This window comes from Leisingera sp. ABM4_101, assembly GCF_056158725.1.
The window spans coordinates 3,405,714-3,432,586 of the sequence record NZ_JBSWTV010000002.1; the positions used below are offsets into that span (position 1 = coordinate 3,405,714).

23 protein-coding genes and 1 pseudogene are annotated in these 26,873 nt (G+C 64.7%); 15 read left to right on the forward strand and 9 right to left on the reverse strand.

The features are described from left to right. Positions 1–551 precede the first annotated feature (551 nt). A complete protein-coding gene (locus tag ACXAEK_RS17870; protein WP_475043923.1) occupies positions 552–3,971 on the forward strand; it encodes a Calx-beta domain-containing protein in 3,420 nt (1,139 codons plus the stop codon). Positions 3,972–4,226: 255 nt separating this feature from the next. Here the strand turns inward: ACXAEK_RS17870 and ACXAEK_RS17875 are convergent, their stop codons facing one another. Beyond that, positions 4,227–5,003, reverse strand: coding sequence for a hypothetical protein (locus ACXAEK_RS17875; RefSeq protein ID WP_475043925.1), 777 nt, complete (start codon positions 5,001–5,003; stop codon positions 4,227–4,229). Between the two features lie 247 nt (positions 5,004–5,250). Between ACXAEK_RS17875 and ACXAEK_RS17880 the strand changes: the two genes are divergently transcribed. From ACXAEK_RS17880 to tpiA, 4 genes and pseudogenes are all read left to right on the forward strand, one after another. Beyond that, entirely contained in the window at positions 5,251–5,613 is a 363-nt protein-coding gene (locus ACXAEK_RS17880; protein WP_475043927.1) for an SUF system Fe-S cluster assembly protein, read from the forward strand. A 104-nt stretch (positions 5,614–5,717) separates the two neighbouring features. Beyond that, a complete protein-coding gene (locus tag ACXAEK_RS17885; protein WP_475043928.1) occupies positions 5,718–6,926 on the forward strand; it encodes a glycerophosphodiester phosphodiesterase family protein in 1,209 nt (402 codons plus the stop codon). Between the two features lie 178 nt (positions 6,927–7,104). Further along, positions 7,105–7,465 (forward strand): annotated as a pseudogene (locus ACXAEK_RS17890) (HesB/IscA family protein). A 138-nt stretch (positions 7,466–7,603) separates the two neighbouring features. After that, positions 7,604–8,353, forward strand: coding sequence for a triose-phosphate isomerase (gene tpiA, locus ACXAEK_RS17895; protein WP_475043930.1), 750 nt, complete (start codon positions 7,604–7,606; stop codon positions 8,351–8,353). Between the two features lie 179 nt (positions 8,354–8,532). On the opposite strand, the gene ACXAEK_RS17900 is transcribed toward tpiA, so the two are convergent. From ACXAEK_RS17900 to ACXAEK_RS17920, 5 genes are all read right to left on the reverse strand, one after another. Further along, on the reverse strand, positions 8,533–9,909 hold the full coding sequence (locus ACXAEK_RS17900) for a TRAP transporter large permease (RefSeq protein WP_475043931.1): 1,377 nt from the start codon (positions 9,907–9,909) through the stop codon (positions 8,533–8,535). Beyond that, entirely contained in the window at positions 9,909–10,586 is a 678-nt protein-coding gene (locus ACXAEK_RS17905; RefSeq protein ID WP_475043933.1) for a TRAP transporter small permease, read from the reverse strand. The genes ACXAEK_RS17900 and ACXAEK_RS17905 overlap by 1 nt, the downstream gene beginning before the upstream one ends. Before the next feature lie 100 nt (positions 10,587–10,686). Next, positions 10,687–11,688, reverse strand: a complete 1,002-nt coding sequence (locus ACXAEK_RS17910; protein WP_475043935.1) for a DctP family TRAP transporter solute-binding subunit — start codon at positions 11,686–11,688, stop codon at positions 10,687–10,689. Between the two features lie 657 nt (positions 11,689–12,345). Continuing rightward, on the reverse strand, positions 12,346–13,575 hold the full coding sequence (locus tag ACXAEK_RS17915; protein ID WP_475043936.1) for a sigma-54-dependent transcriptional regulator: 1,230 nt from the start codon (positions 13,573–13,575) through the stop codon (positions 12,346–12,348). Then, the gene (locus ACXAEK_RS17920; RefSeq protein WP_475043937.1) at positions 13,572–15,317 is read right to left on the reverse strand and encodes a sensor histidine kinase; all 1,746 of its coding nucleotides are present in this window, start codon (positions 15,315–15,317) and stop codon (positions 13,572–13,574) included. Before ACXAEK_RS17920 ends, ACXAEK_RS17915 begins: the two co-directional genes overlap by 4 nt. A gap of 59 nt (positions 15,318–15,376) precedes the next feature. Between ACXAEK_RS17920 and ACXAEK_RS17925 the strand changes: the two genes are divergently transcribed. Then, positions 15,377–16,561, forward strand: a complete 1,185-nt coding sequence (locus tag ACXAEK_RS17925) for a cytochrome P450 (RefSeq protein ID WP_475043939.1) — start codon at positions 15,377–15,379, stop codon at positions 16,559–16,561. 184 nt (positions 16,562–16,745) lie between these two features. On the opposite strand, the gene ACXAEK_RS17930 is transcribed toward ACXAEK_RS17925, so the two are convergent. Beyond that, positions 16,746–17,654 carry a LysR substrate-binding domain-containing protein gene (locus ACXAEK_RS17930; protein WP_475043941.1) on the reverse strand — a complete coding sequence of 303 codons (909 nt, stop codon included), beginning with the start codon at positions 17,652–17,654 and terminating at the stop codon, positions 16,746–16,748. A 239-nt stretch (positions 17,655–17,893) separates the two neighbouring features. On the opposite strand from ACXAEK_RS17930, the gene ACXAEK_RS17935 reads away from it, so the two are divergent. Then, complete coding sequence (locus ACXAEK_RS17935) at positions 17,894–18,040, forward strand: hypothetical protein (protein WP_475043943.1); 147 nt, start codon at positions 17,894–17,896, stop codon at positions 18,038–18,040. A gap of 47 nt (positions 18,041–18,087) precedes the next feature. On the opposite strand, the gene ACXAEK_RS17940 is transcribed toward ACXAEK_RS17935, so the two are convergent. Then, entirely contained in the window at positions 18,088–18,555 is a 468-nt protein-coding gene (locus tag ACXAEK_RS17940; protein ID WP_475043945.1) for an Lrp/AsnC family transcriptional regulator, read from the reverse strand. Positions 18,556–18,765: 210 nt separating this feature from the next. On the opposite strand from ACXAEK_RS17940, the gene cobA reads away from it, so the two are divergent. The 8 genes from cobA (at position 18,766) to ACXAEK_RS17980 (ending at position 26,127) form a co-directional block, all read left to right on the forward strand. After that, a complete protein-coding gene (gene cobA / locus ACXAEK_RS17945) occupies positions 18,766–19,521 on the forward strand; it encodes a uroporphyrinogen-III C-methyltransferase (RefSeq protein ID WP_475045304.1) in 756 nt (251 codons plus the stop codon). Then, on the forward strand, positions 19,521–19,829 hold the full coding sequence (locus ACXAEK_RS17950; RefSeq protein WP_475043947.1) for a DUF2849 domain-containing protein: 309 nt from the start codon (positions 19,521–19,523) through the stop codon (positions 19,827–19,829). Before cobA ends, ACXAEK_RS17950 begins: the two co-directional genes overlap by 1 nt. After that, complete coding sequence (locus ACXAEK_RS17955; protein WP_475043949.1) at positions 19,822–21,486, forward strand: nitrite/sulfite reductase; 1,665 nt, start codon at positions 19,822–19,824, stop codon at positions 21,484–21,486. The genes ACXAEK_RS17950 and ACXAEK_RS17955 overlap by 8 nt, the downstream gene beginning before the upstream one ends. A 4-nt stretch (positions 21,487–21,490) precedes the next feature. Further along, entirely contained in the window at positions 21,491–22,252 is a 762-nt protein-coding gene (locus ACXAEK_RS17960) for a phosphoadenylyl-sulfate reductase (RefSeq protein WP_475043951.1), read from the forward strand. Positions 22,253–22,257: 5 nt separating this feature from the next. Next, entirely contained in the window at positions 22,258–22,653 is a 396-nt protein-coding gene (locus ACXAEK_RS17965; protein ID WP_475043953.1) for a DUF934 domain-containing protein, read from the forward strand. A gap of 148 nt (positions 22,654–22,801) precedes the next feature. Beyond that, positions 22,802–23,668, forward strand: a complete 867-nt coding sequence (locus ACXAEK_RS17970; protein WP_475043955.1) for a ferredoxin--NADP reductase — start codon at positions 22,802–22,804, stop codon at positions 23,666–23,668. 138 nt (positions 23,669–23,806) lie between these two features. After that, entirely contained in the window at positions 23,807–25,477 is a 1,671-nt protein-coding gene (locus ACXAEK_RS17975; RefSeq protein WP_475043957.1) for a calcium-binding protein, read from the forward strand. 131 nt (positions 25,478–25,608) lie between these two features. Continuing rightward, on the forward strand, positions 25,609–26,127 hold the full coding sequence (locus ACXAEK_RS17980; RefSeq protein WP_475043959.1) for a hypothetical protein: 519 nt from the start codon (positions 25,609–25,611) through the stop codon (positions 26,125–26,127). Positions 26,128–26,199: 72 nt separating this feature from the next. On the opposite strand, the gene ACXAEK_RS17985 is transcribed toward ACXAEK_RS17980, so the two are convergent. Beyond that, positions 26,200–26,817, reverse strand: coding sequence for a hypothetical protein (locus ACXAEK_RS17985; RefSeq protein WP_475043960.1), 618 nt, complete (start codon positions 26,815–26,817; stop codon positions 26,200–26,202). Positions 26,818–26,873: the final 56 nt, after the last annotated feature.

Below are 26,873 nucleotides of genomic sequence, written 5' to 3' on the forward strand. Positions count from 1 at the left end.
GCCCCCTTGCCGGACGGCGCCGCCGTTCGCCGCAACCGCATTCCGGGCAACCTCGCGTTACCGCTGTGCCCAGCAGGCGCCCATTGCGGAGTTTGTGACTGTCCTGTGAAGCCGGCCTTTGACCGCAGCAGCATTTGCCGCCACAACAGCAGCTATATGCAAGGAAGCCCCCTTCTGACCGCCTGCAATTGTTGACACGATCAACCGCAGGGCCTTATCGTTCCCGGACTATCTCCCTTTTTTGATGTTGATGCTTTGTGGGGTGTTTGGGGATGGTAAAGGTTCCGGTCACTGGCAGGCACTGCGCAGCGCAGGCTGTTTTTGAAACTTGAAAACGCAGAGAAGCGCCGTTTCCGCGCAGCTCTAGCAATTGGTTCGGGCGTGTAGGCCCGCCAGGCAATATGCCAATTCTTCCCGCAATTCCGCATCCCAGTGAAGGGGGAGTGCGACTGCCCATGCCTGCTGCAGGGCGGCCTTTGTGCCGCCGCCGCGCGCCTGAGGCAGTCCCATTTGCACGCCATCCAGGCCGTGCAGTTTGACAGGGGGGCACTATGGCGACAATCAGCATCACTTCCGCGGACGCAATCGAAAGCGTGGGATCCGGCTTTGGCGGGTTCGTGACATTCACGGTAACCTTGTCCGAGGCGCCCGCGGACGCCGTGACGGTTCAATACCGCACCATCGGCGGCAGTGCGGACGAAGATATAGATTACCCGGCCACGTCCGGAACCATCACTTTCGCGCCGGGCGAGGATACCCAAACGGTTGACTTCCGCGTCCGGCATGACTCGATCAGCGAAACGGACGAGGGGTTCGTCCTGGAGCTGTTCAACCCCAGCGGCGCGACCTTCCCGGGGCGGGCCGCAGTGCTGCGGCAAAGCGCCTTTGTGCTGGATGACGATGGCACTGGGCAGGACCGTGCGGTCTTTGTTTCCTCTCCTGTGATCGTGGAAGCCAACGGCGGCACCCAGCAGGCGGAATTCACCATCCGTCTGTCCGAGGCCCCGGCCTCAAGCCTTACGCTTGATTACCGGACCGGGGACGGCAGCGCCGCCGCAGGCCAGGATTACGTGGCAAAGTCGGGCAGCGTGACCTTCCAGCCAGGCCAGACCGAGAAAACAGTCAAGGTTGATCTGAAAGGCGATAGGGTTGCCGAGCCTTCGGAGTACTTCCACCTGATCGTCAGCCCTGACGCCAGCCTCGGCGGAACCGCTGAAGGGCTGGCAGGGACCGCCACCATCCTGGACAATGATGGCGGCGGCGGCCAGCCGCTTCTGTCGCTGGTTTCGGCCAATGCGGTTGAGAGCATCGGCTCAGGCTTTGGCGGCATTGCCGTCTTCACGCTGATGCTGTCACGCCCCGCAGCAGATGCGGTCACGGTGCATTACCGCTCCCTGGCAGGTGCCGCGGATGAGGACATCGACTATCCAGGCTTTGACGGCACTGTAACTTTTGCACCTGGCGAAACCGTACAGAAAGTCGAAGTGCGGGTCCGGCACGACAACGTGGACGAGACAGATGAGGATTTCGGCATTGAGCTGTTCGACCCCAGCGGCGCGGCCTTTGCCGGCAACGCCAAGGTGCTGCGGGCCTCCGCGTTCATTCTCGACGACGACGGTGCCGGGGTTGACCGGGCGCTGACAGTCTCATCCCCCGTCATTGCCGAGGGCAACGGCGGTGCCCGCAGCGCGCTGTTCGAAGTGCAGATTTCCGAAGCCTCTCCGGTGCAGCTTGAATTCGACTATGCGACGCGGAATGGCAGTGCCAGGGCGGGTGAAGACTATGTTGCGCAAAGCGGCACCCTGCGGTTTGCCCCCGGCCAGACCAAAGCGGTTGTCGAGGTCGAACTGACCGGCGACAAGGCGGTGGAACTGAGCGAATTTTTCCATCTCTCGGTCACTCCGGGCAACGGGCTTGGCGCTTCGGCCAAGGGGCTGACTGGAACCGCAACGATCCTGGATGACGACGGCAGCACCAAGCCGGTGATCTCGCTGGCCGCTGCAAATGCAGTGGAAAGCATCGGTTCGGGCTTCGGCGGCACCGTGGTGTTCACGATCACCTTGTCAAAACCTTCGGCGGACACTGTTGAAGTGAATTACCGATCGCGGGCCGGGTCCGCGGATGAAGATATCGACTATCCCGGATTTGACGGCACGGTGGTCTTTGCGCCCGGCGAAACTTCGAAAACTGTCGACGTGCGGGTCAGGCATGACAATGTCAGCGAAACCGACGAAAGCTTTGGCATTGAGCTGTTTGATCCGGCAGGCGGTATTTTCGCAGGCAAGTCAAAGGTCCTGCGCGCGGATGCCTTCATCCTGGATGATGACGGCGCCAATCTGGACCGGGCCCTTATGGTCTCTTCGCCTGTGATTGTGGAAGGCAACGGCGGTGCCCGCAGCGCGCTGTTCGAAGTGCAGCTGTCTGATCCGGCTGCCAGCATGCTGGTGTTCGACTACACGACGCGCGACGGCAGCGCCGTGGCCGGTGACGATTATCTGGCAGCAAGCGGCAAGCTGCGCTTTGCCCCGGGCCAGACCAAAGCGATGGTCGAGGTGGAACTGACCGGTGACAGGACGGTCGAGCCGTCTGAGTTCTTTCATTTGGCGGTGACCCCAACCAGCGATCTTGGCAGCACCGCCAAGGGGCTGGTGGGCACCGCTGCCATCCTGGACGATGACGGGGCGGGCAAGCGGCCGGTGCTGTCGGTCTCCTCGGCGGATGCCGTTGAAAGCATCGGATCGGGTTTCGGCGGAACGGTGGTTTTCACCCTGACCCTTTCAAAACCCTCCGCCAACACAGTCGAAGTGGACTACAGCTCCGTTGCAGGATCGGCCGCCGAAGGCGTCGACTACCCTGCCTTCGCCGATACTCTGGTCTTTGCCCCGGGCGAGACCTCAAAAACAGTCGAGGTGCGGGTACGGCACGACAATGACATCGAAAGCGATGAAAGCTTTGGCATCAAATTGTCGGGCATCTCAGGAGCGGAATTTGCCGGCGGCAGCAAGGTGCTGCACAGTTCGGCCTTTATTCTGGATGACGACGGGGTCAATTTGGACCGCACCATTCAAGTAACTGCGGCCCAGGTCGAAGAGCCCCCGGGTGGCGGGCGGTTTGCGGTGTTCGAAATTGCCCTGTCCGATCCGTTCAGCGAAACCCAGAAAATCCGCTACACCACCAAGGACAATTCCGCTGTTGCCGGTCAGGATTACGTGGAAACGAAGGGGGTTCTCACCTTTGCCCCCGGCCAGACCAAAGCGGCGGTCAATGTGGAACTGCTGCCTGACTACCGGGCCGAAGGGACGGAAGCGTTTTCCCTGCTTCTGAGAACAGGCAGTTTCCCTGCGGCGCTGAATGCAGCCAGCAGCGTCGTCAGAGCCAAGGCACAGATCCTCGACGATGACATCAGGGGCACCGGGCAGAACGATGTTCTAAAGGGCACTGGCGGGCCGGAAGGCATCTTTGGCCTGGGGGGCGCTGACACGCTTAGCGGCTTTGGCGGGGCTGACCGGCTGGATGGCGGTAATGGCAATGACCGTTTGAACGGCAACAAGGGCGGCGATGTTTTGCTGGGACGCGCAGGAAAAGACGTTCTGCTTGGCGGCAAGGGAGGAGACAGCCTGATTGGCGGTTCCGCCGCGGATATCCTGACGGGCGGCGGCGGCGCCGATGAGTTTGTCTTTAATGCCGGGGATTCCGGCCCGGGTGCCCGGCGGCGGGACACCATCACTGATTTCAGCAGGAAACAGGGAGACAAGATCAACCTCAGCGAAATAGACGGCGATCAGGGCACGGCAGGGTTCCAGAGCCTTGAATGGATAGGCCGGGACCAGGCTTTCACTGGGGCTGCTGAAGTCAGATACGACACCGCCCGTTCGCGTCTGGAAGTAAACCTGGACAGCGACGTGGATGCCGAAATGGCAATCAGCCTCAATGGGTTGAGCATTTTGGGAGCCCAAGACCTCTTGTTATGATGGCCTGATGGGTGTCGGCCGGGGCGGGCCTGCTTGATCAGCTGACGATAGGTAAGGCTGAGTCTGCGCGGCTTGGCCAGCTCCGCGCCTTCGTCCAGGAAAGAGTACAGGGCGCACCAGTACTGCACGCGGATTTTGGCCGCCAGGCTCAGAACCCGTTAGTCCTGCCTCGAAATAACGGTAACTCCCAACATGCCAGCCGGCCCGCCTGCAGGCCAATCCCCGCACGCGCAGCTCTAAGCCGGTTTTCCCGCTTCAGAACCGGAATCCAACCCCGGCCAGCAGCCCGTGGGTCACCGCATCATGGCGGAAGAAGCTGGCGGTGCCGCGCACGCCCTCCTCATACTCCACCCCAAGTCCGCGGTACATCACATAGACCGAGGCGTTCTTCCAGCGGTCATAGATCAGCCCGCCCATCACCGACCAGCTTTGCTCGGATCCGGCGCCAAAGCCGCCGATATCCCCCTCCAGCGAGACGCTGAAACGGTCCGACAGCCGCCGTTCCCAGCGCAGCCCGGCAACCGGGTCGCTCCAGCTGCCGCCGCGCCGCGCCAGCCCGCCGCCCGGCAGCGCAGCCGTCACATCCACATCCCAATGGCGCAGCCCGCCATAAAGCGTGAACCGGTCGCGGCCGCGCCCGAAGGCATAGGTCACCGCAGCCTCGCCCACATTCTGGTCATAGGCCGCGGCCACCGGCCCCAGCCCGCTGCCTGCCACCGCCTCGGCATCCAGCACCGCATAGCGCAGCCGGAACCCGAAACCGCCGCTGTGGCGCCCCTCAAACGCCAGCATTCCGCCCAGCTGCAGCTGATCAAGAACATCGCCCGCATCAAAGGACACCCCGCCCCCGGCCTGCCCCAGCTCTGTTGTGCCCTCCACCGAAGGCGCCAGGGCAAAAGGTGTCAGCTGCCAGCGCCAGGCCCCCTGGGCGGCGGCCCCCCCGGCCATCCCGGCCAGGGCCGCTGCCCCTGCAGCCGCTGCAGCCATCGCCGCCGCAGCGGCCCTCTGGCAATTTGCAGTCTTTCCAGGCATGGCTTTTCTCCGCCTCGGCCCGCAAGCAGCAACCCCGTGGCCGGACAGCGGCACACGGCCTGCAACCCTCGGGCAGCATTCACGAATTCATCGTGGGGGATCCACAATTTAGCGCGCCGGCACTGCCAAATCAAACTTTCCTTGCACCACTGGCGAACAGAACATTGACAGCGCAGGCCCCGCCCCCTCTGGACGCCGCTGCGCACATTTCCTATATAAACCGTCGGAAAATCAGACCGGGATCCTCATGACCAACCCCTCCGAACCGCTCGAAGGCGCACCGCTGATCGCGCCCTCCTCCGTCAGCCACCCGCTGTACGACGCCGTGACTGATGCCTGCCGCACCGTCTATGACCCGGAAATCCCGGTGAATATCTACGAGCTGGGGCTGATCTACACAATCGACATCAATGATGAGAACGACGTCAGGATCATCATGACCCTGACCGCCCCGGGCTGCCCGGTGGCCGGCGAGATGCCCGGCTGGCTCATTGATGCCGTCTCCCCGGTGCCCGGTGTCAAAAGCGTCGATGTCGAACTCACCTGGGAACCGCCCTGGGGCATGGAGATGATGTCCGACGAGGCCCGCCTCGAACTGGGCTTCATGTAAGCCCCCTTGGCACTGCCTGAATTCGGCCCCTGCATTTTGCGGGGGCCTTTTCATTTTCCGGCAACCGGACGTAGACTGCGCCGGCCCAATACCGGAGCCGCCCCATGCGCCTTGCCCTGCTGCCCGCTGCAGCCCTGCTGCTGATCCCTGCCCCCAGCCTGGGCGAGCCGCCGGCGCTCAGCTATGGCCCGCGCCCGGATTACCTGATCAGCCAGCTGCCGGATGGCGCGCTCAAGGAACGGCTCCGCGCCTGCGCGGGCCAGCTGCCGCAGCGCACGGATTTCTCCATCGGCCACCGCGGCGCACCGCTGATGTTCCCGGAACACACCGCCCAAGGCTACCGCGCCGCCGCGGCCATGGGCGCAGGCATCCTGGAATGCGACGTCACCTTCACCAAGGATCTGGCACTGGTCTGCCGCCACGCCCAGAACGATCTGCACCGCACCACGGATATCCTGACCACGGACCTGGCCGCCACCTGCATCCAGCCCTTCACCCCGGCAAACGGCGATACCCCGGCCAGTGCCGAGTGCCGCACCTCCGAGATCACCCTGGCCGAATTCCGCAGCCTGCGGCCCAAGATGGACAGCGCCGACCGGACCGCGGCCACGGCAGAGGCCTATCAGGGCGGCACCGCGGACTGGCGCACCACGCTCTATGCCGGCGAGGCCGCCAGCATGACCCACGCGGATTCGATTGCGCTGTTCCAATCCCTGGGCGTCAAATTCATGCCGGAACTGAAACCGCCTGCCGTGGCCATGCCCTTCAACGGTTTCACCCAGGAAGACTACGCCCAGAAACTGATCGACAGCTACAAGGCCGCCGGCATCCCGCCCGCGGATGTCTGGGTGCAAAGCTTCAGCCTCGCCGATGTGCTCTACTGGATCGAGCACGAACCCGCCTTCGGCAGACAAGCGGTGCTGCTGGACAGCAGCTACCGCCAGGACGGGTTTGACGCAAACGACCCGGCCACCTTCCCGTATGACTTTGCACAGCTGCACGCCCAGGGCGTCAACTACATCGCGCCGCCGATGTGGATGCTGGTCACTTCCAAGGACGGCAAGATCGTCCCCTCCGCCTATGCCAAGGCGGCCAAATCCGCAGGCCTCAAGCTGATCACCTGGACGCTGGAACGCTCCGGCCCGCTGGCCGCGGGCGGCGGCTGGTACTTTCAATCGGTCTCGGACCTCACCGCCGGCGACAGCATGTATTACCAGCTCCTGGACTTGCTGGCCCAGGACGCGGGGGTTGCGGGCGTTTTCTCCGACTGGCCCGCCACAGTCACCTATTACGCAAACTGCATGGGGCTCTGACCGCTTTCCCCTGACGGAGCGCTGCATCACCGGCCCTTCCCGGCCCGGGCGGCCGCCTCTTTAATTTCCGCATCAGAGATTTATGTTATTCTTCCCTCCGGCCCCGATTCCGCAGCATTGCGGGGTTGAGCCGCGCCAAGCGCCGTCCTAGATAGATGGTAAGTCCAAGGAGAAACCCATGTTCGGCATTCCCGGCAAACAGGCCGTGACCATGACCCCCAAGGCGGCGGCGCAGATCGCCAGGCTGATGGCTAAGGACGGCCATGCCGGCCTGCGCATCGGTGTCAAGAAGGGCGGCTGCGCGGGCATGGAATACACCATGGAATATGTCGATGAGCCGTCGCCGAATGACGAGGTTGTGGAACAGGACGGCGCCCGCATCCTGATCGCCCCGATGGCCCAGATGTTCCTGTTCGGCACCGAGATCGACTATGAGGTGACGCTCCTGGAAAGCGGTTTCAAGTTCAACAACCCCAATGTCGCAGAGGCCTGCGGCTGCGGCGAGTTCGATCTCCTTCAAGGAGGTGCCAGGCGCCTGACCCGGCGCCGCAGCAGCACAGATACCGGGCGGGGCTTTCCCCGCCCTTTTGCTTTGCCGGCAGGCCTTCAAGCGAATTGCACCGCCCCGCCGCCGGTGCTACCAGTCACGCCCAAACAGCACATTTCGGAGGCACCCCATGCGGCGGAAACTGGCAGCAGGCAATTGGAAGATGAACGGCACCGGCGCAAGCCTCGCGGAACTGGCGGCACTTGCGGAAAGCCATCCCTCCCCCGCCGCTGACATCCTGATCTGCCCGCCCGCCACGCTTCTGTCGCGCGCCGCGGACACCGCCCGGGGCAGCGCAGTCGCCATCGGCGGCCAGGACAGCCACCCCAAGGCTTCGGGCGCCCACACCGGGGATCTGTCGGCGGCCATGCTCAAGGACGCCGGCGCCGCAGCCGTGATCCTCGGCCACTCCGAACGCCGCGCCGACCATGGTGAAACGGACGCCCAGGTCTGCGCCAAGGCTGAGGCCGCCATCGGCGAGGGCCTCACCGCCGTCATCTGCATCGGCGAAACCCTGGCCGAACGCGAGGCCGGCGACACGCTCAATGTGGCTGGCACCCAGCTCGCAGGCTCCGTCCCCGCTTCGGCGACCGGCGCCAATACCGTGGTCGCCTATGAACCGGTCTGGGCCATCGGCACCGGCAAGGTCCCGACCCTGGAGCAGATCGCCGAGGTCCACAACTTCCTGCGCGCTGAACTCACCGCCCGCTTCGGCGCGGAGACCGCAGACAGCATCCGCCTGCTCTACGGCGGCTCGGTCAAGCCGTCCAACGCCGCGGAAATCTTTGCCGTCGCAGACGTCGACGGCGCGCTTGTGGGCGGCGCCAGCCTGAAGGCGGCCGATTTCTCCCCCATCATCGCGGCACTTGAGGCCAGCTAACCGGCGCTCTGCGGCGCGGCCCTCGGACTTGAGTATTTTCAGGAAAGATGAAGCCCTGGCTTTTTTCATCTTTCCGCAAATACTCCGGGGTGAATTGGCCAAAGGCCAAGAGGGGCAGCGCCCCTCCCCTGAAACGAAAAACGCCCCGGTCTCCCGGGGCGTTTCTTTTTGGCACTTACCTAGTTCGTTATGATCTCCGGCCCCATCACCGCATTTGGCAGCACGGTCGACAGCCACGGCACATAGGTGATCAGGATCAGGAACACGAACAATACCGCCAGGAACGGCAGCGCCGCGCGCACCACCCCCATCATCGGCATCCCCGCCACACCCGAGGTCACGAACAGGTTGAGGCCAACCGGCGGGGTGATCATGCCGATTTCCATGTTGACCACCATGATGATGCCCAGGTGGATCGGGTCGATGCCCAGCTCGATGGCAATCGGGAACACCAGCGGCGCCACGATCACCAAGAGGCCCGAGGGCTCCATGAACTGGCCGCCGATCAGCAGGATCACGTTGACGACGATCAGGAACATCACCGGCCCGAAACCGGCGGACAGCATCGCATTGGCGATATGCTGCGGCACTTGTTCGTCCGTCAGCACATGCTTCAGGATCAGCGCATTAGCGATCACAAACAGCAGCGTCACGGTCAGCTTGCCCGCTTCAAACAGCGTATGCTTGGTATCGCTGTGGAAGAAAGCCGTCACCAGCGCATAAGGTTTCTTCAGCAGCGGCGTCTTGGCCTCCCCCTCGCCATTCGACAGCGGCCCCATGTCCTTGTAGACAAAGGAGGCGATCAGGAAAGCATAGACCGCCGCCACAGCCGCCGCTTCAGTCGGGGTAAAGATGCCGCCATAGATGCCGCCCAGGATGATCACGATCAGGAACAGGCCCCAGCCCGCTTCACGGCCTGAGGTAATGATCTCGCCCCAGCCCTTCCACTCGCCCTTGGGCAGGTTCTTGACCTTGGCCATCACATAAATTGTGACCATCAGGAACAAACCCGCCATCAGGCCCGGAATGACCCCTGCCAGGAACATCCGCCCCACGGAGACCTCAACCGCCGCCGCATAGACCACCATCACAATCGACGGCGGGATCAGAATGCCCAGGGTGCCAGCGTTACAGATCACACCGGCCGCGAATTCCTTGGAATACCCGACCTGCCGCATGCCCGCGATCACGATAGAGCCAATGGCAACCACGGTCGCGGGCGACGACCCGGACAGCGCGGCAAACAGCATACAGGCAAACACGCCCGCAATCGCCAGCCCGCCCGGCAGATGGCCAACGCAGGCAATGGAGAACCGGATAATCCGCCGCGCCACGCCGCCCGTGGTCATGAAGCTGGAGGCCAGGATGAAGAACGGGATCGCCAGCAGCGTGAAATGCCCTTCAAAGGCTTCAAACAGCGTGCCTGCGACCGATGCGAGCGAACTGTCGGAGTAGATCAGCAGAAAGATGGTGGAGCTGAGACCCAAAGACACCGCAATCGGCACCCCGATCAGCAGCAGGCCGATCACCATCGCAAAGAGGATTACCACTTCCATCAGTCATGCTCCCCGCGCTGCGCCTGCACTTCTGCAATTTCATCTTCGACCTCGTGGCTGGCGACCAGCCGGTCCGCCTCGCCGCGGGCAATCTGGAATGCCGCCTGGATGAAGCGGAACACCAGCAGCAGCATCGACACCGGCAGCACCACATAAGGCACCACCTTCGGCAGTTTCTCGTAAGCGTCGCCGTAGTTGATCAGGTCCTCCAGGAACCGGAAGGCCGCCACCATCGGCACGTCCTGCACCTCATAAAAGCTCTGGCTGCGCGCCTTCATGTCGAACCCGGTCGGGAACCAGCGCCCCGAAGTGGGCGGCAGGTCGGCAAACACCGCCCAATAGTCATAGGCGCCCTTCAGCAGCAGCAGCGAGAACACGATGCAGCAGCCGGCGGCAAACAGCCCGACAGCGCGGCGCGCGCCGGGCGCCAGCATGTTGACGATGGCATCGACCCCCAGATGCGCGTGGGTCTTGACCGCATATGACGCCCCCAAGAGCACCAGCCAGGCAAACAGGAACACCGTCAGCTCCAGCGCCCATAGAATGTTGGAATTGAACACAAACCGCGCGATCACATTGGCAAAGGTAATCGCCGTCATCAGCCCCAGCAGAAGCGCGATCAGGGTTTCTTCGAGTGAATTGATAAGCCCGCTCGGGCCGGTTCTGGACCCCGCCATGGCTGCCTCCCAAGTTTTACGGAAAGGGTGCAGGCGGCGGCTCCCCGCGCCGCCTGCCTGAGCCGGGGCGCCCGCGCGGGGCACCCCGGAGCGGCCTGGTTTACAGGCCTGCGTTGATGGCTTGCGCCGCGTCGATCTTTTCCTGGCCGACGTCGCCTGCAAATTTCTCCCACACCGGCTTCATCGCCTCGACCCAGGCCGCGCGCTGCTCAGGCGTCAGTTCGCGCACCACGCCGCCGGCGTCGATGATCGCCTGGCGCGCTTCACCGTTCACCTTGGTCGACTCGGCGTTGCGCACCGCGGTCACCTCGTTGAGGATGGTCAGGAACTGGTCACGCACCGCCGGATCCAGGCTGTCCAGCCAGTCCACGGAGGTCACCACCAGGTAATCCAGCGCGCCGTGGTTGGTCTCGGTGATGCCGTCCTGCACCTCAAAGAACTTCTTGCCGTAGATGTTGGACCAGGTGTTTTCCTGCCCGTCCACAACACCCTGCTGCAGCGCGCCGTACACTTCGGAGAACGCCATTTTCTGCGGGCTGCCGCCGATCGCTTCCATCTGCGCCACCAGCACGTCAGAGGACTGCACGCGGAACTTCAGCCCATTGGCATCCGTGGGCTCGACCAGCGGCTTGTTGGCGGACATCTGCTTCATGCCGTTGTGCCAGTAGCCCAGGCCCTGCAGGCCGCGGCGCTGCATCGAGTCCAGCATGTCCTGGCCGGTCTCAGACGCCTGGAACGCATCCACCGCTTCGATGTTCTTGAACATGAACGGCAGGTCGAACAGGCGGAACTGCTTGGTGAATTTCTCGAACTTCGACAGCGAGGGCGCGGCCAGCTGCACGTCGCCCTGCAGCATTGCCTCCAGCACCTTGTTGTCATTGTACAGGGTGGAGTTCGGATAGACCTCCATGCACATGGTGCCGTCCATTTCTTCGTTCACGCGCTTTTCCAGCAGCGAGGCCGCAATCCCCTTGGGGTGCTTGTCGGTGTTGGTGACGTGGCTGAATTTCACCACGATCTCACCGTCGTCACAGGCCGCGCTTGCGGCGCCTGCGGTAACGGCCAGTGCCAATGCTGTGGCGGCGGTTGTCAGGAATTTCATGGTTTTTCCTCCCAGAAAAATCGTCTGTAAATCCGATGGTGCGCTCAGCGCAGGGCTGAGGCCTGGGCAAAGCATCCCAAGTTGCGGAAAACCGCTCAACAGTTGATTCGGGAATCACCAGAGCGTGGGATTCTCCACGTCTTTGCATGGGCTTACGGGGCACGTCCAAGACGCATCAGCAGCGCTTTCCGCAAGCTGTGCGAAATCCCGCACAGGGCTTTCCGGGCTTTGTGCGGAAAACCGCACAAATGTTAGCGCCGGACAGCCAGTCACGGGAATCGCTTCCTTCTTCTGGCTGAAAATATCCCCGCCGGAGGCAACTCTCCTCTCCCAATGCGCCCCGGCCCGGGGTGTTGCGTCCCCACCGTACGCACTGCTTGCGCCTCCTTTACCCGGGCTTGCGATACTCAATCCCGTCGCGACACCGGTGCGGGCTGACACCCCGCACCACCAGGAGATCACAGGGCCCCCGAGACCACCTCTTCATTGGGTGCAGGGGCGTCCCGCATCGAAGGCTTCAGCGGACACGGGGGCTTGCGACCCCCGTCCTCCCTCCGCCCATGGCCCCCCCAGGGCTTCCCGGCGGCGCCGCCTCCTTAACGACCCCGGCCCAAACGCCGGACCGGACGAACCGCAAGGCCCCCAGCCCAGCTGCCCTCAGCGGCGGTAATCCTCGGGCCGGATGCCATAGCGGGCCAGCTTATCGTAAAACGTCTTGCGCGGCAGCTTCAGGGCTTCGGCGGCCGCAGCCGCGCGCCCGTTGGCCCGCCCCAGCGCCGCAATCAGCAGCGAGCGCTCCACCTGCGCCATCTGCTCTGCCAGCCCCAACCCGGCGACAGCGGCCGCCTCCTCCGGCATCCCCAGCACAAAGCGCATCGCCGCCGACATCAATGAGCGCGCATTGCCCGGCCAGTCCTGCGCCATCAGCGCCGCCAGATGGTCCTGCGAAACCTCCGGCGCCTCGATCCCCGCCTGCTCCGCCGCCTGCGCCACGTAATGGCGGAACAGCACCGGGATGTCGCCGGGCCGTTCGGCCAGCGAGGGGATCCGCACCCGCATCACATCCAGCCGGTAAAACAGATCGGCGCTGAACCCGCCCGCCTCTGCCCTGCCTGCCAGATCAGCGCTGGAACCCGCGATGATCCGCACCCCGCCGCCCTGCTCCAGCTGCGCCAGCAGCGCATACTGCGCCGCCTCCGGCAGCGCCTGCACCTCATCCAGGAACAGCGAGCCGCCCGCCGCCTCCTGGCACAGCTCCGCCACGGTTTCCGCCGCCAGCCCGGCGGCGGGGCGCTTCACAAAGGGCCCCTGCGCGGCGGGTGACATCAGGTGGATGACCTCCGCCACCTTGGAAATGCCGCTGCCCGGCGCACCGGTGACCAGCACCTCCGCGCCCGTCGGCGCCACCGCCCGCACCCGCTGGCGCATTTCCTTGGCCTGCGGCGAGGTCCCGAACAGCAGCCGCGCCGCCGGGTCGCCGGTTTCCAGCTGGTGCTTCAGCCGCCGGTTCTCCAGCACCAGCGCCCGGGTCTTCAGCGCGCGCTCCAAGACCGGCAGGAAGTCGGCGGGCGCACAGGGCTTCTCCAAGAAATCAAAGGCGCCCTGCGACATTGCCTTCACCGCCATCGGAATGTCGCCCTCGCCGGTCAGCAGCACCACCGGCAGTTCCTCGTCGGCGCCGCGGGCATAGTCCAGCAGGTGAAACCCGTCCCGCCCCGGCATCCGGATGTCCGACACGATAATGCCGTCAAACGCGCGCGTGATATGATCCTTCGCCGCCACAAACGACCCGCAGGCCACCACATCCAGATCGTTCAGCTCCAGCGTCTGTGCCAGCGCCTCGCGCACCGCCGCGTCATCATCTACCAGCAGCACCTTGCGGGTCATGCGGCGTCTCCCTTCTCTTCGCCTTCGCGCCACGGCTCCAGCTCCACCGTGAACACCGCACCGCCGCCGGTGTTGGCACCGCGGATATTGCCGCCAAAGCTCTGCACCAGCCCGTAAGAGATCGACAGCCCCAGCCCCATGCCCTCGGAACTGCCCACCGCCTTGGTGGAATAGAACGGATCGAACATCTTCTCCGGCTCCTTGATGCCGGGCCCGCTGTCCTGCACCCGCACCAGCAGCCGCGGGCCAGTTTCGACAGAGATCGAGATCACCTTCTCCACCTGCCCCTGCATGGCATCTGCGGCATTGTTGATCAGGTTCACAAAAACCTGCGTCAGCCGCACCTCGCCGCCCCAGGCAAATACCGGTCCGCCAAAGGCTTCCGGGGTCCAGCGCAGGTCAATCTGGTCGGTTTTCAGCCGCGGCGCCGTCAGCTCCACCGCCGCACCGATCACCTGCAGCAGATCCACCTGCCCCATCGGCTCGCTCTCATTGCGCACGAAGGCGCGCAGATTCTTGATGATCCGCGCCATCCGCGCCGCCATGTCCGCGATCCGGCCCAGGTTTTCCCCCGTGCGCTCCGCCTTGCCGCGCTCCAGAAAGGCGGCACCGTTCTCGGCATATTGCTGGATCGCCATCAGCGGCTGGTTCAGCTCATGGCTGATGCCTGCCGACATCTGGCCCAGCGCCGACAGCTTGCCCGCCTGCACCAGTTCCTGCTGCGCGCGCTTCAAGGCGGCCTCGGCCTCCTCGCGCTCGCGCACCTCGCGGCGCAGCTGGGCGTTGGCCGCCGACAGGTCGCGGGTGCGCTGCCCGACGCGGCTTTCCAGCACCGCATTGGCCTCCGCCAGGGTGCGGCGGCGTTCCATCACGATGAACAGCATGGCACCAAACGCCAGGCACACCGCCGCCAGCGCCGCTGCCTGCAACAGCGCGATCCGCCGGGCCGGCGCCACATCCACCAGGATTTCGCCGGTCATGCCGATGACCGGCAGCCCCACTGTCAGATGCAGCGCCTGCGCAGGCAGATAGGGGCCGCCCTTCAGCGACCAGATCTCATGCCCGGCGTAATACTCCCGGCCTGTCACCCGCGGGCTCTGCCCGTCCGCGCCGCGCCGCCAGAACAACAGCTCCGACCGGTTGGCGATGAACACCTCGCCGCCTTCATCGGTAAAGAACACCGCAGGCAGCGAGCCGCGCCAGGTCTGCTCCACATCGCCCACATCCGCGACCACCACCAGCGCGCCCCGCACCCGGCCATCCGCGGCAAAGGCAGGGGCCGCATAGAAATAAGCCCGCTTGCCGCTTGCCTGCAGCACCCCGTGACCGGTGCCCAGCGCGCCCTGCGTGGCCCGGACAAAATAACCCTCCGCCGCCACGCTGGCGCCGGTCACCCCTTCAGCCGCCGCCAGCACCCGCCCGTCCGCAGCGGCAAAGAACACATCCAGCGCCGCGGTCTTGTCGGCAACCGCGCGCAGCAGCTCCGCCGCCGCCTGCCGCGCTGCGGGCGCCGAAAGATCCGCCAATGCCGGATGTTCCGCCGTCAGAACGGCCAGTTCCTGATAGACCTGCAGCTGGGTGCTGACCCGGTCCGAGGCCAGCGCCAGATCCGCCGCGCTGCGCTCTGCCAGGCCGTTCAGCGCCTGCCGGTAGCCATAGGACCAGACCGCAAGCGCCAGCGCCGCCACCGCGGCAAGGAACCCGGCAGGCAGGCTCCAGCGAAGGTAATGCTGTGTTTTCATTACGGCAGATTATCAAAGCGCCCCTTGCATTGACCAGATGCAACGGCAACAACCGGTACATGAAAACGCTGATCCAGTCCCCGACCGATCCTGCCTTTGTGCAGGACCCCTATGCTTTCTACGCCGCAGCCCGGGAACAGGGCCAGCTGCACCGCTGGCAGGACATCGGCATGGTGGCCGCCTTCGGCCATTCCGCGGTGCATATGCTGCTGCGCGACCGCCGTTTCGGCCGCGAGCTGCCCGCGGAACTGCGCACACCGGGCCCCGCCCACCTGGCCCCCTTTCTGGCGGCAGAGGCGCATTCGATGCTGGAGGCAGAGCCGCCGCGCCACACCCGCCTGCGCAAACTGGTGCTGCGCGCCTTCACCTCGCGCGGGATCGCGGCGCTGGAACCGGGCATCCGCAGCCTGTGCCACCAGCTGACCGATGCCTTCCCGGACCAGCCCTTCGACCTGCTGGAGGCCTATTGCACCCAGGTGCCGGTCACCACCATCTGCCGCCTTCTGGGCGTGCCGGAGGAGATGGGCCCCCGCCTGGTGGACTGGTCGCACAAGATGGTGGCGATGTACCAGGCCGCGCGCACGGAGAAGACCGAACACACCGCAGCCCAGGCGGCGCAAGAGTTCACGGACTTCCTGCGCGGCTACATTGAAATCCGCCGCAGCCAGCCCCGCGACGACCTGATCACCCGTCTGATCGCCGCTGAGGAAGAAGGCGACACGCTGTCAACTGACGAGCTGGTCGGCACCTGCGTGCTGCTGCTGAACGCGGGCCACGAGGCCACCGTTCACGCATTGGGCAACGGTGTGAAGACGATGCTGCAGCAGGGCTGGAACCCGGACTGGCTGGCGCCCGAAGGCATCGAAAGGCTGGTGGAGGAAATCCTGCGCTACGACCCGCCGGTGCATCTGTTCACCCGCTACGCCTATGAGGAGGCAGAAGTCTTTGGCCACACCTTCCAGCGCGGCGATCAGGTGGCGCTGCTCCTGGGCGCGGCCAACCGCGACCCCAAGGTTCTGGACAGCCCGGAGCGTTTCGACCCGGCCCGCCCGCCCAAGGTGAACAAGAGCTTTGGCGGCGGCATGCATTTCTGCGTCGGCGCGCCGCTGGCCCGGCTGGAATTGCAAATCGCCCTGCCGATCCTGTTCGAACGCTGCCCCGGCCTGAAACTGGCGGCGCAGCCGGAGTACGCAAACACCTACCATTTCCACGGGCTCACCCGGCTGCTGGTCACCCGCAGCTGAAGACCCGGGCGCTCCCGCCCGCGCCGCGGGGATCACAGATCCCCTTGCGCGGTTGGGCCGGGCGCCGCTGGCGCGGCGCGGCGCCCTCCCCATTTCACTTTTCGCAAAATACTCCGGGGGTGAGGCGCCTCGGCGCCGAGGGGGCAGCGCCCCCTTTCGCGCCCTTCCGCGCCCGGCCGGGATGTCACTCCGGCAAGGCAGGCAGGGCCGCCATGCCCGGGCTGTTCAGCAGCCACCTCCGGAAGGCAGCCACCTTGGGATCATTCCACTTCTGCCGCTCGCCAATCAGCGCATAGGATCCTTGCGGGGTAGCGCAGGCCAACTCCGGGAAGGGCAGCACCAGATCCCCCCGCTCCAGTTCATCGCGGCACAGGACCAGATCCGCCATCACCACGCCGGTGCCGATCACCGCCGCGCGGGTGGCCATATCGAGATTGGGAAACACCTCGCCGCCGGCCGGGTCCACCCCCTCCACCCCGAAATGCTGCAGCCAGGTGTGCCAGTCCTGGCGGCGCGGGGTTTCGTGCAGCAGCCTGAGACCCGCCAGCGCCGCCGGCCCCTCCGCCAGATCCGGCAGCAAAGACGGAGCGCAAGCAGGCGAGAGGATCATGCCGAACAGCGGCATGACCTCGATATCCGCAGGCCGTCCCGGGATGTTTTCCAGCGAAATGCCAAGATCGTACTCCGACCGTTCAAACCCCTTGCTGCCATAGAAGTCGGTGGCCAGCCGCAGGGTGATCTCCGGATGCGCAATGCGGAACTGCTCCAGCTGCGGCAGCAGCCAGCGCAGCGACAGGGTCGGCGGGCAGATCACCCGCAGCTCAGAGGCATCCGCCGCGATCCGCTCCACCTCGTGCAGCATCTTGGCAAAGGCCTCTGTCAGCACCGGATAAAGCCGCCGCCCGGCCTCCGTCAGCTCCACCCCGCGGGCATGGCGGTGGAACAGCTGCACGCCGATGTGCTCCTCCAGGATCTTGATCTGGCGGCTGACGGCACCGCGGGTCACGAACAGCTCCTCCGCGGCGGCGATATAGCCCTGGTGGCGTGCGGCGGCCTCAAAGGCGCGCAGGGAATTGAGGGGCGGCAGGCGCATCAGATCACCATGGGTCAGTTTTCCTGATCCATGGTGGAGATTAACTGGTTTGCGCGCAAGCCCCTGCGGGCGGTACCTCTGTCATCCAGATTGGAGGGACTGCCATGGTTACTGAATTCGGACATGCGGGAGCGCAGCCCGCCGCCTCTATGGCCAGCCGCGTCCTTCGTTGGATCGCGGGCTTTCTCGGGTCGAGGAAAACTCACCCATGCATATCCGCACTGCGTCAGGAGGTGCAGGTGCCGCGCCGCGATCTGGAACGGCTGAGCGAAATCTCTCCGCACCTTTTGGCGGATATTGGCGTGAAGCCGGAGAGCGCCGCCGGGGAGACCTCCCCCTGGCGGCTGGAAGACGGGCGGCATCTGCTGCTGCGCCCGCCTTTGTAACAGAGCCGCCCGGCCTTCCCATGGCCGGGCCGCAGCCGCGCGCGCCTTCAGCTGCCCAGCGGCAGCATGGTGGTCGACTTGATCTCCTCCATCGACAGAAGCGCGGTCACATTGTGCACTTTCACCTCTGAAATCAGCGCCTGATAGAAGACGTCATAGGCACGCGCGTTCTGCACCCGCACTTTCAGGATATAGTCGATGTCGCCCGCCAGCCGGTGCGCCTCCTGCACCTCCGGGCGTTCCTGCAGCGCCTTCAGGAACTTGGCCTGCCATTCCGCCTCATGCTCCGAAGTGCGGATGAGGACAAAGAAACAGGCCTCGAACCCCAGGGAATCCGCATCCAGAAGCACCGTCTGCTGGCCGATCACCCCGGCCTCTTTCAGCTTGCGGATGCAATTCCACACCGGGGTCTTGGAGGACCCCACCCGGCGGGCAATTTCATCCAGCGACTGGCTGGCGTCGCGCTGCAGTTCAGCCAGAATTTTCCGGTCCGTGCCGTCGATCCGCACCGTCATTCCTGTTTTCTCCTTATGTGAGGACCAATCGGCCCGGCGTCGCGCCCCAGAAAAACCAATGTTCTTATTTCTACGCCCATATAGCGCAATACCGGGAATATTTCCTATATCTACCCCCAAGTCAAACGCACTCAGAGGGTCAAAGGAATGTCCGCACCATCGACACATGCTGCCAATGCCGCCACTCACATCCGTGGCAGCATGGACTGTATGGTTGCAGGCCAGGTGTGCTTTGCGGGCTCCGGCCCCGGCGACGCAGAGCTTCTGACCCTGAAGGCCCTGCGCGCCCTGCAAGCCGCCGATGTGATCCTGCACGACCGTCTGGTCAGTGCAGAGATCCTGGAACTGGCTGGCCCGCAAGCGGTGCTGGAAGATGCCGGCAAGGAAGGCTTTGGCACCCAGGTCTCTCAGGCGGACATCAACGCCCGCCTGGTGGAACTGGCCAAGCAGGGCAAGAAGGTGCTGCGTTTGAAGGGCGGCGATCCGGCGATCTTTGCCCGCCTGGATGAAGAGCTGACCGCCTGCGAGGAAGCGGGCATCGCCTACAGCATCATCCCCGGCATCACCGCCGCCTCCGCAGCCGTGGCCGCCATCGGCCAGAGCCTGACGCAGCGCGGCCGCAACACTTCGGTCCGGTTCCTGACCGGCCATGCGATGAGCGGCTTTGCCGATCACGACTGGGCTGCACTGGCGCGCCCGGGCGAGGTTGCTGCCGTGTACATGGGCAAGAAGTCCGCCCGCTTTGTGCAGGGCCGCCTGATCATGCATGGCGCCGCGCGCTCTACGCCGGTCACGATCATCGAAAACGCCTCGCGCCCCGAACAGCGGGTGCTGGAAACCAATCTGGACCGCCTGCCTGCCGACTTGGATGCGGCTGGTTTTGACGGCCCTGCCCTTACATTCCTGGGCCTTGCGCCGCGCAAAGCGGTCCAGGCCCTGAACGATCTCAAAACGGAGCTTGCATAATGGCCCGCGCTTTTACACCCAAAGTCATCACTGCCAACGACCTGCTCGAAGGCGACGTGATCTACTTCACCGCTGAAAACACCTGGACCCGGCACATGTCCGAGGCCGAGCTGATCACCGATGAGGCCGAAGCCCAGCTGCGCCTGATCGAAGCGGAGAAGCAGAACATCAAGATCGTCGGCGCCTATCTGGCCGATGCCAAGGCAGGCCCGAACGGCCCCGAGCCGACCCACTTCCGCGAGGAATTCCGCCGCACCGGCCCCTCGAACTACTTCCATGGCAAGCAGGAGGCGCAAGCCAATGTATAAGTACAACGAGTTTGACGAAGCCTTCCTGGCTGAACGCAACGCCCAGTTCCGTGCCCAGGTGGAGCGCCGCATCGACGGCTCCCTTACCGAGGAAGAATTCCGCCCCCTGCGCCTGATGAATGGCGTCTATCTGCAGCTGCATGCCTATATGCTGCGGGTTGCGATCCCCTATGGCACCCTGAACCCCGATCAGATGCGCGCCCTGGCGCTGCTGGCCGAGAAGTGGGACCGCGGCTATGGCCATTTCACCACCCGCCAGAACATCCAGTACAACTGGCCGAAACTGCGCGACCTGCCGGACATGCTGGACGCGCTGGGTAAGGTTGGCCTGCACGCCATCCAGACCTCGGGCAATACCATCCGCAACACCACCGCCGACCATTTCGCCGGCGCGGCTGCGGAAGAAGTCACCGACCCGCGCCCCTATGCCGAGCTGATCCGCCAGTGGTCCACCGACCACCCGGAATTCCAGTTCCTGGGCCGCAAGTTCAAGATCGCCATCACCGGCAGCGACACTGACCGCGCCGTGATCAAGGCGCATGACGTGGGCCTGCAGGTGGTTGAGCAGGACGGCCAGATCGGTTTCAAGGTCATCGTTGGCGGCGGCCTCGGCCGCACCCCGATGATCGGCAAGACCCTGCGCGAGTTCCTGCCGCAGGCGGATCTGCTGCCCTATCTGGAGTCGGTCCTGACCGTCTACAACGTGCTGGGCCGCCGCGACAACAAGTACAAGGCGCGCATCAAGATCACCGTCTCGGAAAACGGCATCGACACCTACCGCGCGATGACCGAGGAAGCCTTCCTCACCATCCGCGGCCAGTACGACGGCACCGACCAGCAGCTGCTGGAAGAGATCAAGGCGCATTTCACCGCGCCGGAGTTCCGCTCTGGTTCCACTGAGGCGTTCGACACCGCCTATGAGAACGACCCGGTGTTCCGCGCCTGGGCTGACACCAACCTGGATCAGCACCGCGCCGAAGGCCACGCCATCGCCACCATCTCGATCAAGGCGCATGGCGCAACCCCGGGCGACGCAAGCGCCGAGCAGATCCGCGTGATGGCGGACCTGGCCGAGCAGTACGGCTATGGCGAGCTGCGCATCAGCCACCAGCAGAACGTGATCCTGCCGCATGTCCACAAGTCGGACCTGCCTGCGATCCACGCCAAGCTGAAAGAGCACGGGCTGGCCACCGCCAACCTGGGTCTGATCTCGGACATCATCGCCTGCCCCGGCATGGATTACTGCAACCTGGCCACCGCCCGCTCGATCCCGGTCGCGCAGGAGATTGCCACCCGCTTTGACGAACTGAAGCTGGAGCATGACATCGGCCACCTGCAGATCAAGATCTCGGGCTGCATCAACGCCTGCGGCCACCACCATGTGGGCCACATTGGCATCCTGGGCCTGGACCGCGCCGGCGTCGAGAACTACCAGATCACCCTGGGCGGCGACGCCTCGGAGAACGCCGCCATCGGCACCCGCACCGGCCCCGGTTTCGCCTATGACGAGATCGTGCCTGCGGTGGAGCGGATCGTGGAGACCTATCTGGCAGTGCGCGAGCACGCGGAAGAGACCTTTATCGAGACCTACCGCCGGGTTGGCATGGATCCCTTCAAGGCCGCGCTTTACCCCGAGGCTGCAAAGAAAGTCGCCTGATCTGATGTTCCAGACAGCCGGAAACAAGCCCGCCGGAGAAGCAGAGCTTCTCCGGGACCGGGAGCTGGCCGCCAAGGCGGAGGCGCTGAATGCGCGCTTCCGCCACCATTCGGCCACCTCGGTGATGGAGGGCGCATTGCGGGACGCAGGCCACATCGCCCTGGTCTCCTCTTTCGGCGCGGAATCCGTGGTGCTGCTGCACATGGCCGCGATCATCGACCCGATGACGCCGGTTGTGTTCGTGGACACCGAGCTCTTGTTCACCGAAACGCTGATCTATCAGCAGGAGGTGAGCGAACGCCTGGGCCTGCGCAATGTGCGCATCATCCGCGCCGACGACATCGCCGAGAAGGACCCCTACGGGGCTCTTAAGTTCAGCGACAAGGACGCCTGCTGCACCCTGCGCAAGACGGTGCCGCTGCAAAAGGCGCTAGCGAACTACGATGGCTGGATTACGGGGCGCAAGCGGTTCCAGTCGGGCACCCGCGCTGCGCTCGAGTTCTTTGAAGTCGAGGACGGCACCGGGCGGCTGAAGATCAACCCGCTGGCCCATTGGGCGCCCGAGGACGTGCGCGCCTATATGGATGAAAACCGCCTGCCCCGCCATCCGCTGGTGGCCAAGGGCTATCCCTCGATCGGCTGTGCGCCCTGCACCAGCCCGGTCAAGGAAGGCGAAGACCCGCGCGCCGGCCGGTGGCGCGGCGAGAACAAGGAAGAATGCGGCATCCACGTGGTGGACGGCCAATTCGTACGCACAGGAGCGTGAGTGAGATGACTGTTATCGTGACCGACACTGGCTTTGCTGCCGACGACTGGACCGGCGGCTTTGACGGCGCCAACGTGCTGGAGCTGGCCTCGGATGCCAACCTGAACGAGGTGTCGCTGGACGGCGTGGAGCTGGTGCGGATCAGCTTCCCCAGCTTTGCAGACGGGCGCGGCTTTACCCTGGCCCGCCAGCTGCGGCTGAAAGGCTATGAGGGCCGCCTGCGCGCCTTTGGCCATGTGATCGCCGACCAATACGCCATGGCCCGCCGTTCCGGCTTTGACGAGGTGGAACTGAGTGATGAGCTGGCCGCACGCCAGCCCGAAGACCAGTGGCTGGCCCGTGCCAACTGGAAGGACCACAGCTACCAGGCCCGCCTGCGCGGCAGCACCGCTGCCCGCTAAGCCAGCCAGCCCCCGAACCCGGGGAAATCCTTTGCCAGACCGGTTCCGTTGCGTCCAGCACGGGGCCGGTTTCGCAAAACAAGGGGTTTCCCTGACATGTATCAAAGACTAATCAGAGGTGCCGGCTACTCCTCCGGCAGTGCAACCGATGAATGAGATGACACCCGTGACCGACACAGCAACCGACCCGAAACCGGCCAAAGCCGTGCCGGCCCTGCCCGACGCGCAGACCGTCACCCAGGTGAAACACTGGACCGACCGGCTGTTCTCCTTCCGCTGCACCCGGCCTGCCTCCCTGCGCTTCCGCTCCGGTGAGTTCGTGATGATCGGCCTGATGGGCGACCCGGACCCCAAGACCGGCAAGCAGAAGCCGCTGCTGCGCGCCTATTCCATCGCATCGCCCTCCTGGGACGAGGAAATGGAGTTCTACTCGATCAAGGTGCAGGACGGCCCGCTGACCTCCAAGCTGCAGCACATCAAGGAAGGCGACGAGATCATCCTGCGCCCCAAGCCCGTCGGCACCCTGGTGCATGACGCGCTGGTTCCGGGCAAGCGGATCTGGTTCTTTGCCACCGGCACCGGTTTTGCCCCCTTTGCCTCGCTGCTGCGCGAGCCGGAAACCTATGAGAAATTCGACGAGGTGATCATCACCCACACCTGCCGCGAAGCAGGCGAGCTGACCTATGGCCGCGAACTGATCGAGAGCCTGAAGGACGACGAGCTCTTGAACGAGGTGATCGGCGAAGGTTTCTGGAAGAAGATCAAATACTACCCGACCACCACCCGCGAAGAGAGCCCCAAGATGGGCCGCATCACCGACCTGATGCGTTCCGGCGAGGCCTTTGCCGATCTCGGCGTGCCGCCGCTGAACCCGGAAAGCGACCGGGCGATGATCTGCGGTAACCTGGCCTTCAACCTCGAGCTTAAGGATCTGTTCGAGAACACCTACGGGCTCGAAGAAGGCGCCAACTCCAAGCCAGCGCACTTTGTGGTGGAAAAAGCCTTCCTGGACTGATCCGCAAAGCCAGACAGCATTCCTCAAAGGCCGCACCGGTTCTGGTGCGGCCTTTTTCGTTGGACTTGTCAATTTCCAAAACATTCGCAAAGATCGCATTGGGACAATTTATGGTTTATTATTGGAAGGTGTTTTTTAATGGCTGTTTGGATTGGAACGTTGAATGGCGACTTCTATGACGGCACCGCAGAGGCGGATCAGTTAAACGGCAAGGCAGGGAATGACCGGATCCGCGGCTTCGGCGGGGACGATGCCATTGCCGGGGAAAACGGGCATGACACGCTGGAAGGCGGCGGCGGCAATGACACCCTCAACGGCGGCACCGGGGACGACAGCCTGAGCGGCGGCGCGGGCGACGACATGCTGATCGGCGCAGACGGCAGCGACACGCTGTTTTCCGGTGACGGCGGCGACACCCTGGACGGCGGCGATGGCGATGACGTCCTGCATGTGGACGGTCCCGGCAGTAAAAGCGTGAGCGGCGGCTGGGGCACCGACACATTTGTTGCCGATCTGTCCTGGGCCTCTGCCGGAGCCGTGTTCGGTCCAGGCTTTGCTTCGCGTGGCGGCAGCCTCCGGATCATTGACAACGGCGAGACAACCCTCAGCGTCTTGCTTCCGCGCGTTCAATGGGAGGAAGGCGCATCCCTTCCGATCACAGACGGCATAGAACGCGCTCATGTGATTGGCGGATCCGGCAACGACACGCTGAGCGGATTCGCCTGGAACGACGAACTGCACGGAAATGGCGGAGATGACTCGATTGCGGGTTTCTTTGGCGATGACACCCTGACCGGCGGCGGCGGCAACGACCGGCTTGGCAACATTTACAATTTCTCCGCCACCGGCATAGACCGGTCCGGCCTGGACCGGATTCTGGGCGGCACCGGAAACGACACCGTGAGCATGGTCCACACCATCGCCACGGGCGGCGATCAGGAATCCGCCGACGGCGGCGCCGGCCTGGACCACCTGGTGCTGGCAATCGCCGGGGACGCACACAGGGACATTGCCTTCCGGTCCGGTCAGGATCTTGTCCTGGAGGACGGGATGACGGCGCGGAACTTTGAAAACTTCAGCCTGATCAGCCATGGCGGCAATGACACGCTGCGCCTCTCCGCGCTGGATGCGGGCGCCTATGAGTGGCGGGCCGGCGAAGGCAACGACCGTCTGGTTCTGGACCTGCGCGGGATGCAGGGCGAGGCCCGCTTCGGCTACCGCAACGAAACCCTGTCCGGCCAATGGAACCGGGACGGCGGCACCACCACGATGGCCTTTACATCCATTGAGCGGGTCAGCATCACCGGCAATGGCGAGGCAAACATGCTGCTGGGGCTGGACGGGCGCGACACGCTGAAAGGCGGCGGCGGCAACGACACGCTTTTGGGCGGCGGCGGCAGGGACAAGCTGCTGGGCGGCGGCGGCTTTGACCGGCTGCAGGGCGGTGATGGCCGCGACAAGCTCAAGGGCGGCAGCCGCAACGACAGCCTCGAAGGCGGCAGCGGCAGCGACCGCCTGGCGGGCGGCAGCGGTTCGGACACATTGGACGGCGGCACCGGCAACGACCGGCTGACCGGCGGCCGGGGCGACGACGTCTTTCTGTTCCACGGGGAGACCGGCGGCGATGTGATCACCGACTTCAGGGCCGGATCGGACAAGCTCTCTCTTCTTGGCTACGGCGGATTTGAGGAGCTGAACTTTGCCGAAAGAAACGGCGCCGTGGAGATTACCAGCGACGACGGGCTGCTGGATATCACTGTCCTGAACATGACCGTGGACACGCTCTATGATGCCGGCAATTTCCTGTAGGGGCGGGCCTTGAGAGGGGACAAGCAGGCGGGGTGCCTGCCCCATTTTTGACACTGAATTGACGGGCGGCTGCCGCGTCCCGTTTATCATTTGTTGGGGATGATTCTGTATTCCGGTTGCTGAGATCCAGAATGGAGCAGCTGACAATGCAGAATGAAATGGCCACCGGGCAATCCCCCGTCTTCCAGTCCGTCCGCACCGAGGCGGGCAAAGCCCGAGTCAAGGCGGCTCTGGCAGGGTTTCAGAACCGCCCCGGCCAGGTGCAGCCCTCCATCCCGGAGAAGATCGCGGCGGTCAAGGCACGCTATGACGCCCGCGCCATCACCCCCGCCGGCATTGATGAGATGTTCGATGCGCTGGTGCAGGCGGGCCAGCCGGTGACCGCGCCGATGCTGCTGCTGAACTCCATGGGGCTGAAATTCCGCAGCCATCTGGCCGGCCTCACCGGCAGCGCCTATGACGGGTCGAAACCGCTGGACCTGGCAGGCGTGGCGCAATTGCAGATCCAGCGCGCCCGCAAGTCAGGCGGCAGCGCCGGCGGCTGGGAAAGCTTCCTCGCCTTCCTGGCGCCGCAGCCGCAAACCGCAGCGCACTCCCCCATGGATCACATGGCCCGCGTCGCCCAGCAGGCCCAGGCCCGTCCCCACTGATCCTGTCTTGCAACCGGCGCCCGGATCCGCCCGCCGCCGGTTTTGTTTTGCCAGGGCGAACGCCCGGCCTTGTCAGTTGCTGCCTGCGGTGCTGTCGGTCTCCGCGGTGCCGGGCTGCTCCAGCAGGCCCTCCACCGCCTCATTGACGCTGTCCAGCGCCTCAGAGGCCGCGTCCTGCGCCGCCTCCGCTGCTGCTGTGCCGGCATCAGCGGCGGCATTGGCAGCCTCGCCCGCCTGATCCACAGCGCTGCCGGCCGCATTGGCCGCATCAGACGCCGCATCCGCCGCGGCATCAGCGCTGTCCGAGGCCGCATCCGCCCCCTGCTGCACCGCGCCCGAGGCGGCATCCGCAGTGCCCTGCGCCGCATCAACTGCGCCGTTCACGGCCTCTGCTGCTGCACCGGCCGCTTCATTCACCGTGTCCTGCACCGCATCCGCCGCGGCCCCTGCGGCCTCGGCACCGGCCTCAACCGCCTCTTCCACAGCGGTGGCGGCATCCTCCGCCGCCTGCTCGGCAGCCGCCGCGGGCTCCTCAGCCGCTTCCGGCTCGGTGCTGCTCTGCTCTTCCTGCAGCGCCGGCTGTTCCTGCGCATCCGCCGGCACCGGCTCCTGCGCCTCCTGGCCTGTCAGCAGCACATAGCCGCCCACTGCCGCGGCCCCCAGGGCAATCAGGATAACTAGCTGTTTCATATTCCACTCCTTCCTTCTTCCGGCCGCACCCGGGCCGGGCCGCGTCCTCTGCGGCG

Bases quoted from the DNA above. Each gene is read 5' to 3' on its own strand.
- ACXAEK_RS17870 (WP_475043923.1), top strand. From the start codon at position 552: ATGGCGACAATCAGCATCACTTCCGCGGACGCAATCGAAAGCGTGGGA.
- ACXAEK_RS17875 (WP_475043925.1), bottom strand. From the start codon at position 5,003: ATGCCTGGAAAGACTGCAAATTGCCAGAGGGCCGCTGCGGCGGCGATG.
- ACXAEK_RS17880 (WP_475043927.1), top strand. From the start codon at position 5,251: ATGACCAACCCCTCCGAACCGCTCGAAGGCGCACCGCTGATCGCGCCC.
- ACXAEK_RS17885 (WP_475043928.1), top strand. From the start codon at position 5,718: ATGCGCCTTGCCCTGCTGCCCGCTGCAGCCCTGCTGCTGATCCCTGCC.
- tpiA (WP_475043930.1), top strand. From the start codon at position 7,604: ATGCGGCGGAAACTGGCAGCAGGCAATTGGAAGATGAACGGCACCGGC.
- ACXAEK_RS17900 (WP_475043931.1), bottom strand. From the start codon at position 9,909: ATGGAAGTGGTAATCCTCTTTGCGATGGTGATCGGCCTGCTGCTGATC.
- ACXAEK_RS17905 (WP_475043933.1), bottom strand. From the start codon at position 10,586: ATGGCGGGGTCCAGAACCGGCCCGAGCGGGCTTATCAATTCACTCGAA.
- ACXAEK_RS17910 (WP_475043935.1), bottom strand. From the start codon at position 11,688: ATGAAATTCCTGACAACCGCCGCCACAGCATTGGCACTGGCCGTTACC.
- ACXAEK_RS17915 (WP_475043936.1), bottom strand. From the start codon at position 13,575: ATGACCCGCAAGGTGCTGCTGGTAGATGATGACGCGGCGGTGCGCGAG.
- ACXAEK_RS17920 (WP_475043937.1), bottom strand. From the start codon at position 15,317: ATGAAAACACAGCATTACCTTCGCTGGAGCCTGCCTGCCGGGTTCCTT.
- ACXAEK_RS17925 (WP_475043939.1), top strand. From the start codon at position 15,377: ATGAAAACGCTGATCCAGTCCCCGACCGATCCTGCCTTTGTGCAGGAC.
- ACXAEK_RS17930 (WP_475043941.1), bottom strand. From the start codon at position 17,654: ATGCGCCTGCCGCCCCTCAATTCCCTGCGCGCCTTTGAGGCCGCCGCA.
- ACXAEK_RS17940 (WP_475043945.1), bottom strand. From the start codon at position 18,555: ATGACGGTGCGGATCGACGGCACGGACCGGAAAATTCTGGCTGAACTG.
- cobA (WP_475045304.1), top strand. From the start codon at position 18,766: ATGGTTGCAGGCCAGGTGTGCTTTGCGGGCTCCGGCCCCGGCGACGCA.
- ACXAEK_RS17950 (WP_475043947.1), top strand. From the start codon at position 19,521: ATGGCCCGCGCTTTTACACCCAAAGTCATCACTGCCAACGACCTGCTC.
- ACXAEK_RS17955 (WP_475043949.1), top strand. From the start codon at position 19,822: ATGTATAAGTACAACGAGTTTGACGAAGCCTTCCTGGCTGAACGCAAC.
- ACXAEK_RS17960 (WP_475043951.1), top strand. From the start codon at position 21,491: ATGTTCCAGACAGCCGGAAACAAGCCCGCCGGAGAAGCAGAGCTTCTC.
- ACXAEK_RS17965 (WP_475043953.1), top strand. From the start codon at position 22,258: ATGACTGTTATCGTGACCGACACTGGCTTTGCTGCCGACGACTGGACC.
- ACXAEK_RS17970 (WP_475043955.1), top strand. From the start codon at position 22,802: ATGAATGAGATGACACCCGTGACCGACACAGCAACCGACCCGAAACCG.
- ACXAEK_RS17975 (WP_475043957.1), top strand. From the start codon at position 23,807: ATGGCTGTTTGGATTGGAACGTTGAATGGCGACTTCTATGACGGCACC.
- ACXAEK_RS17980 (WP_475043959.1), top strand. From the start codon at position 25,609: ATGGAGCAGCTGACAATGCAGAATGAAATGGCCACCGGGCAATCCCCC.
- ACXAEK_RS17985 (WP_475043960.1), bottom strand. From the start codon at position 26,817: ATGAAACAGCTAGTTATCCTGATTGCCCTGGGGGCCGCGGCAGTGGGC.